Source organism: Prosthecobacter sp., assembly GCF_044373815.1.
In the GTDB taxonomy this organism is placed as follows: Bacteria; Verrucomicrobiota; Verrucomicrobiia; order Verrucomicrobiales; family Verrucomicrobiaceae; genus Prosthecobacter.
In genome coordinates, this window is sequence record NZ_JBIPNG010000379.1 from 1 (window position 1) to 6,510 (window position 6,510).

The 6,510-nt window shown below is 60.3% G+C and carries 6 protein-coding genes; 4 read left to right on the plus strand and 2 right to left on the minus strand.

Translation table 11 applies throughout. The annotated features are described in order from the left end of the window. Nucleotides 1-166: 166 nt before the first annotated feature. Both ACIREA_RS23665 and ACIREA_RS23670 read left to right on the plus strand, forming a co-directional pair. Entirely contained in the window at nucleotides 167-1,540 is a 1,374-nt protein-coding gene (locus ACIREA_RS23665) for an alkaline phosphatase family protein (RefSeq protein ID WP_397384809.1), read from the plus strand. A 12-nt stretch (nucleotides 1,541-1,552) separates the two neighbouring features. Then, a complete protein-coding gene (locus ACIREA_RS23670) occupies nucleotides 1,553-1,930 on the plus strand; it encodes a zinc-ribbon domain containing protein (RefSeq protein WP_397384810.1) in 378 nt (125 codons plus the stop codon). 175 nt (nucleotides 1,931-2,105) lie between these two features. On the opposite strand, the gene ACIREA_RS23675 is transcribed toward ACIREA_RS23670, so the two are convergent. Then, entirely contained in the window at nucleotides 2,106-2,732 is a 627-nt protein-coding gene (locus ACIREA_RS23675) for a hypothetical protein (protein ID WP_397384811.1), read from the minus strand. 179 nt (nucleotides 2,733-2,911) lie between these two features. On the opposite strand from ACIREA_RS23675, the gene ACIREA_RS23680 reads away from it, so the two are divergent. Beyond that, nucleotides 2,912-3,688 (plus strand): L,D-transpeptidase, encoded by a 777-nt coding sequence (locus ACIREA_RS23680; RefSeq protein ID WP_397384812.1) that lies wholly within the window; start codon nucleotides 2,912-2,914, stop codon nucleotides 3,686-3,688. Between the two features lie 81 nt (nucleotides 3,689-3,769). Here ACIREA_RS23680 and ACIREA_RS23685 read toward each other — a convergent pair whose 3' ends face one another. Continuing rightward, nucleotides 3,770-5,461: a 4-alpha-glucanotransferase gene (locus ACIREA_RS23685; protein WP_397384813.1), complete on the minus strand. Its 1,692-nt coding sequence runs from the start codon at nucleotides 5,459-5,461 to the stop codon at nucleotides 3,770-3,772. A gap of 83 nt (nucleotides 5,462-5,544) precedes the next feature. Between ACIREA_RS23685 and ACIREA_RS23690 the strand changes: the two genes are divergently transcribed. Next, nucleotides 5,545-6,510: hypothetical protein (locus ACIREA_RS23690; protein WP_397384814.1), on the plus strand; the 966-nt coding region annotated here is incomplete at its 3' end.

The window sequence follows — 6,510 nt, forward strand, 5'->3', positions numbered from 1 at the left end:
TATCACGGTATCAAACCCTATATATAGGGTTTGATACCGTGATACCAAACCACCCCCAGACAGGATCTCCAATGGGTTCAAAAGATCTTTCCAGTCAGCAGCCCCTCATACTTCCTCTTGGCAGACAGGATTGACGCCAACACCCCGTAGGTAAGGCTTCCTCTTTATGGTTTACCGCGCCCTCGCCCTTCTCATCACCGCCGCCTCTTTGGCCCACGCAGCCCCTGCGGAGCACGTCATCCTCATCAGCATTGATGGCTGGGCGCACCAGTACTTTGATGATCCTAAATGCCACATGCCCGCCGTGAAGGCGCTGGCCGCCAAGGGCGTGCGGGCGAAGCGCATGGAGTGCTCCTTCCCCACGGTGACGTGGACCAACCACACGACGCTGGTCACCGGCGTGCATCCGGGGAAGCACGGCGTGCTGGCAAATGAGTACTTTGACCGTGCCACGCGGAAGAAGGTGCCGCTGATTCCTGACCCGATTTTCAACAAGGACGAGATCGTCAAGACCCCCACCATCTATGACGCAGCCAAGGCCGCCGGTTTGACCACCGCCGGGGTGATCTGGCCCGCCTCGCGCGGAGCCAAAACGCTGGACTGGACGGTGCCGGATGTGTTTGATCAAGCGCTCTTCGAGAAATACAGCACGCCATCCCTGCTGGAGGAAGCACGGGCCGCCGGCATCCCCATCGAGAAGCAGAACGAGTGGTGCAAGCTGGGCAATCCCGGCAAGGCGCCGCGCGACTACATGTACTCGCAGCTTGCCCAGCACATCATCAAAAAGCACAAGCCGAACTTCCTCGCGCTGCACTTGGTGAGCCTCGATTCCTTTGAGCATGCTCATGGCCGTCAGGTCTCGGAGGCCTACTGGGCGGCAAATGATTCGGACAACCGCGTGGCGGACATCGTGCGTGCCACGGAAGAGGCGGGCATCCGCGACAAGACGACCTTCGTCATCACCACCGATCACGGCTTCGTCACCTACACCAAATCCATCAATGCCAACGCCGCGCTGCGGAAGGATGGCTTCGTCAAAGCCGTGCTGGGCAAGAGCCTCGCACCCGATTCCCAAGTCTTCGCCATGGCCGAAGGCGGCTCGTGCTTCGTGTATGTGCTGGATGATGCCAATCGTGACAACATTCTGAAACAGATCACGCCAACGCTCGGAAAACTGGAAGGTGTGGAGGGCGTGGTCGAGGCGAAGGACTTCGATGCCAAGCTGCATCACCTCACCGCTGCCAAGGATGGCCGCGAACCCGACCTCGTGCTGCTGGCTGCTGACGGCTACACCTTCACCGATTCCCTCGCTGACAACAACGTCATCATTCCAAACGATCCTCCCAAAGGCGCCCATGGCCACTTTCAGCTCGACCCCAATCTCTACGGCGGCTTTGTCATCAGCGGCGCCGGTGTGAAGCAGGGCGTGGAGCTCGATGAAATGAAGAACATCGACGTGACACCCACGATGGCCAAGCTCCTCGGCATCCCCTTCCCTGACGCGGATGGACGTGTGCTGAAGGAAGCGCTGGCGAAGTAACCGCGTTGGATCATGGACAAGGCCCGCCGAACACGGTCCAATCAACGCCTGCGCAAGGTGTTGGATGACCGGCCACGGCGGATTCAAATGCTGCTGGAACGAGGATTCATCAAAAATGCGTCGGAGATTCCTGACGATGCCATTCCGATCGATCCTGAGTTTTCGACGAAGGCCGGTCTTTGCATCCCGGCTGTTTGCTACCAAGACATCGAGTTTGTCTGCACCGACTGCGGCAGACCTGATTTTTGGTCTGCAGGTTCACAGCAGCATTATTTCGAGATTTCGAAAGCATCCCCCTACAAGCAACCCAAGCGCTGCTACGACTGCAGGCAGCAAGAGCTGGCAAGGAAGACACAGGCAGGAGCCGGATCCAGGCACAAGTCCTCTTGATCTGACACTTGCTTGCTGGGTAGATTTCACGCTCTGGTAGGAGAGGGATCGTCCCGATCCCTCCACGCCCCGCCAACGCACTCGGTTCCGCGCCGGTAAGACGCGACCTTCTTTTTCGGTGACGCCACATCCATCGGCGCTGTACCAGGAGATCAAGATGATCCCCCTCCGTTTCCTACAGCATGCCCGGCGTGTAGCGCGGGCGATTGTCCACACCCGCACCGATCTGCTGACGCATGCGGGTGTCATCCAGGGCGCGATCCACGCAGTCCTGCAGCGCGCGGGAGGTCAGCTCACGCAGGACGGGCACGGGCGAGCCGCTGCCGGGACGGAAGGCATTGCTCTGGCGCTCACCTTCATAGACATGCGTGAAAAGAACCCGGCCAGACGTGGCTTCCACGACGTTCACGCGGATGCGCGCATAGCCATAAGGATGCACGAGAAGCTGCGAGCGCAGATCCTGGATTTCCCCGGTGAGGATAAAGCGGCCCTTCACCTCTGTGGCCAGCATGCCTCGCGACTCCAGCGCGTAGCCAAAGGCATTGCGCACGACATCGCTGACCGGCAGGCGGGTTTGAATGGTATCGACCGACGGGCCGATGGGCAGGCGCACATGGCCGAGCGTCTGGGCCTGCTCACCGCGCTTGTCCTTGAACTCACCGACGGCAAAGTCCGGTGTGCCCCGCAGCATCCGGCCGTTCTGCGGCACGTAGTCGAGACTGATGACCGAGGAATTTCCACACGAAGTGAGGTTGAGGCAGGCTGCGACTCCGAGAATGACTGAAAAGCACCGAAAGTTCATGGAGGCCATCTTTAGTATGCCTTGGCCACGAATCAATGCGCTAGATTCACCCAGTGCCCGCCCGCAGGCAAAAAAACAACCCTGCCGGAACTCGGAGCTCAGGAAAAAAACCCCCAAAACCTGAATCCAATTAACCCGGCAGGGTTGATTTAATGAATATATTCGGAAACAGCTTCGCCATGCAATACCAAAAAGTTCTTCATCGAAAAAAGGCAGGTCTTCTCGCTCTACTGGCCATCGGCATTTCCGCCCTGTGCCCTTCAGAGTCTCACGCACAGCTAGGTCGCGGGGTGCGCCAGGTCATCGTCACCCAGGCAGCCACCTGGAATTCAAATACCGCCAGCATGCAGTGCTACCAGCGCGCCTCCGCCGGGGCTCCCTGGCAGGCTGTCTTTGAAAAGCCCGTACCGGTTTTGCTGGGCAGAAAAGGACTGGCCTGGGGACGTGGCGTCTTCAATCCCCCACGGAACGGCATTCCCGCCAAGGTGGAGAAGGACTGGAAAGCACCCGCTGGTGTGTTCCAGCTTGGCTCGCTGTTTGGCTATGCCCCCACCCCGCCCGGCGGCGCCCGCTGGCCCTACATCCAGGTCGGCCCATGGGACGCCTACGTCGATGATTCGACCCTGCCCCAGTATTACAACCGCCATATCCGCATTGATCCCCGCCAGGGCATCCCACCGTGGTTTGAGAAACAAAAAATGCGCCTGGGAGATGCCGCCTACAAGTGGATGCTCGAAATCCGCCACAATCAGCAGCCCTCCGCCCCGGGCTATGGCAGCGCGATTTTCTTTCATGTGCGTCGCGGCCCCGACAAGCCCAGCGCCGGCTGCACCACCATGGCCGAGGGAGATCTGACCCGCCTCCTGCGCTGGATCGATCCCACCGCTTCACCGCATTACGTCCTGCTGCCAAAAGCGGACTATGCCGCGCTGCGTGGGGCGTGGGCGCTGCCGTAGGTTGTTCGCGAAGCAAAGTTGACCAGTTGCGGCGCAACTGGAGTGCTTTCCGGAACCAGTAGCGGCGCAACTGGGCTACTTTTAGCGCCCCGTGCTCTTGATCGCCTTTTTGAGCCACTCGCCTTCTTCTTTCCAGGGGGAGGCGTTGCGCAGTTCCGCGACCGTCATCGGCAGGCGGGCGCTCCAGTTGCTGTCGGCGGCGATGCCGGGGACATTGAAGCGGTCTTCCAGGCCATAGAGGTCCGTGAGCATGAAGGCGGCATAACGCGCGTTGCTGGTGAGCAGGGCCTCCAGCAGGGCGTGACGGATGTGCGCATCGTATTCAGGCCAGCCTTCGGAGGAAAAGCGCAGGCCGGCAAACTCGGCGAGATCGCCCAGCTCCTTGTAACCCAGATCGCGCTCGGCTTCATCGCTGCTGGCGGCATCGCGGCGGCGGTGCTCCCAGTGCGTACGCATCGGCTCATGATCATGCGTGGCGTAGGTGGTGAAGGCGCAGTTGTCATAGGTGCTGCCCATGACGACGCGGCCCAGCTCATTGTGCTCCCACTGGCTGACTTTGAAGCCGGGGATGTCGAGGCTGAGCAGATGCGGGCGCACGTAGTCAGGCACGGTGCCCAGATCTTCGGCCACCACCTCGGCTTTGCCGGCAGCGGCATCGAGGATCATGCGCAGGTATTTGTCACCATTGGCAAGATTGGCGGCCTTGTGCTCGGGCGTGTCGTCGTCGTTTTCGATGAAGTGCGGCAAACGACCGCCGGTGAGGGCTTTCGCTTCCTCATCAGTGAGATAGCAGAATTCCGCATTGCGAGTGGGCCGCCACGGGAAGCTGTAGATGCGGTAGAAGCCCAGCACGTGATCGATGCGGAAGATGTCAAAGACCTCCGTCAGCTTCTGCGTGCGCTGCCGCCACCACTGAAAGCCGCCCTGCTCCATGACGTCCCAGCGGTAGTGCGGGATGCCCCAGTTCTGGCCCCAGCGCTGGACGAAGTAGTCGTCCTTGAAATAGGTCTCCGGCGGAGCGCCGCCGCACCAAGAGAGATCAAACTGCTCCGGCTTGAAGAACACATCGGCGCTGCACCAGGAGATGCCGAAGGGAATATCCCCCATGAGCTTGACGCCCTTCCCATTGGCATAGGCACGGAGTTCCCCCCACTGGCTGAAGCAGAGCCATTGTACGTAGGCATGGAAGAGAATGCGGTCGTCGATCTCATCGCCCTGCGTATCACGCCAGGCGTGGGCTTTGGCGGCGGTGTTCAGGTCTTCGCGCCAGTTCGCCCAGTCTTCATGCCCATGCTCTTCCATGAGGACTTTGAAGAGGCAGAAGTCATCCAGCCATGCCGCCTCCTTCTCGCAAAAAACCTCAAATTGGGCCATGCGCTCGGGCTGGCCTTCGATCTGGCTGAATGCACGGCGAAGCAGCGTGTTTTTCAGGCGTCGCACCTTGGGATAGTTCACCGAGCCATGCCGCAGCAGATCGGCCCGCAGGATGCCGGTGATGGCGTTGTAGAATTTTTCATCCAGCTCAGGCACCACCGCCGGGGAGAGATCCAGCGTGAGGTAATCCAGCGCGACGGAGCTGATGGCGTTGTAGGGGCTGCTGTCGCTGCCGGTGGCGTTGATGGGCAGAAATTGCACAAAGCCGATGCCCGCATCCGCAGACCAGTCGATCAACTGCCGCACCCCGCCGATGTCGCCAATGCCGAGATCCTCAGGAGTGCGCAGGGCAAAAACGGGGATCAAAATGCCGGCACGGCGTGGCTGAATGGTGGGCATGGGCGGTGGAGGATTGCCAGAATGACAATGTTTGGTGGCTGTCTGGTGCGATTTGGGTAACTTCGCAAGCGTATTAGAGCACGATGCGTTCCCAATCCCTGACGATGCTGATGTTTTTGTCAATCTCCGCCGCCTCGGCAGCGGAGACGAAGGAGCCACGCGTCATCGATTTCAAAGGGCCACCGCATTCTTACCTCGAATGGAAGCCGAAGGACCGCTTTGCCGAGTTTCTGGAGAAGGCGCAAAAAGGCGGCGTGAAGCTGGACACCACGAATGACAAGGCCTTCCTCACCAGCCTGCTGGAGGCGCTGAACATCCCCGTCAGCTCGCAGATCATGGTGTTCTCCGCGAGTTCACTTCAAAGCGAGATCATCAATCCGCGCAACCCGCGTGCTCTCTACTTCAACGAAGACACCTACCTCGGCTGGGTGCCCGGCGGGCTGGTGGAAATCATCGCCGCAGACCCTGAGATGGGCCCCATGTTCTACGTCTTTGACCGCCTGCGCCCCGGCGGCCCGGTGCCCAATGTGGCGCGCTCAACCAAATGCATGAACTGCCATGCGGGCAATGCCACACGGCGGCTGCCGGGATTGATCGCGGAGTCCCTGCTCGTCTCGCGTGCTGGGTCCAGCTTGGAAACATTCCGCCGGGATGTGCAGGGGCACCAGATCCCGCTGGAGGATCGCTTCGGCGGCTGGCATCTCACCGGCCAGCACAACATCGCCAACAACAAGGCGAACGTCATGGGCATCCCGAACAACGGGAAAAACGAGATCACCTCCGTGAATCCCGGGCAGTTCTCCGACCTCAGCCTGCACCTGCTGCCCACGAGCGACATCCTGCCGAATCTGACCAACGAGCACCAGATGGGCTTCGAAAACCGGCTGGTCTATGCCATCTACACCGTGCGCCAGCTCAAGAGCGAGGGCAAAGGCATGCTGGGCGCTGCGGCCAAGGCGGAGATCGAGGAACGCGCCCAGGAACTCGCGCGCTACATCACCTTTACCGACGAAGCCAAGTTCCCCGCCAAAGGCATCGTCGGAGATCCC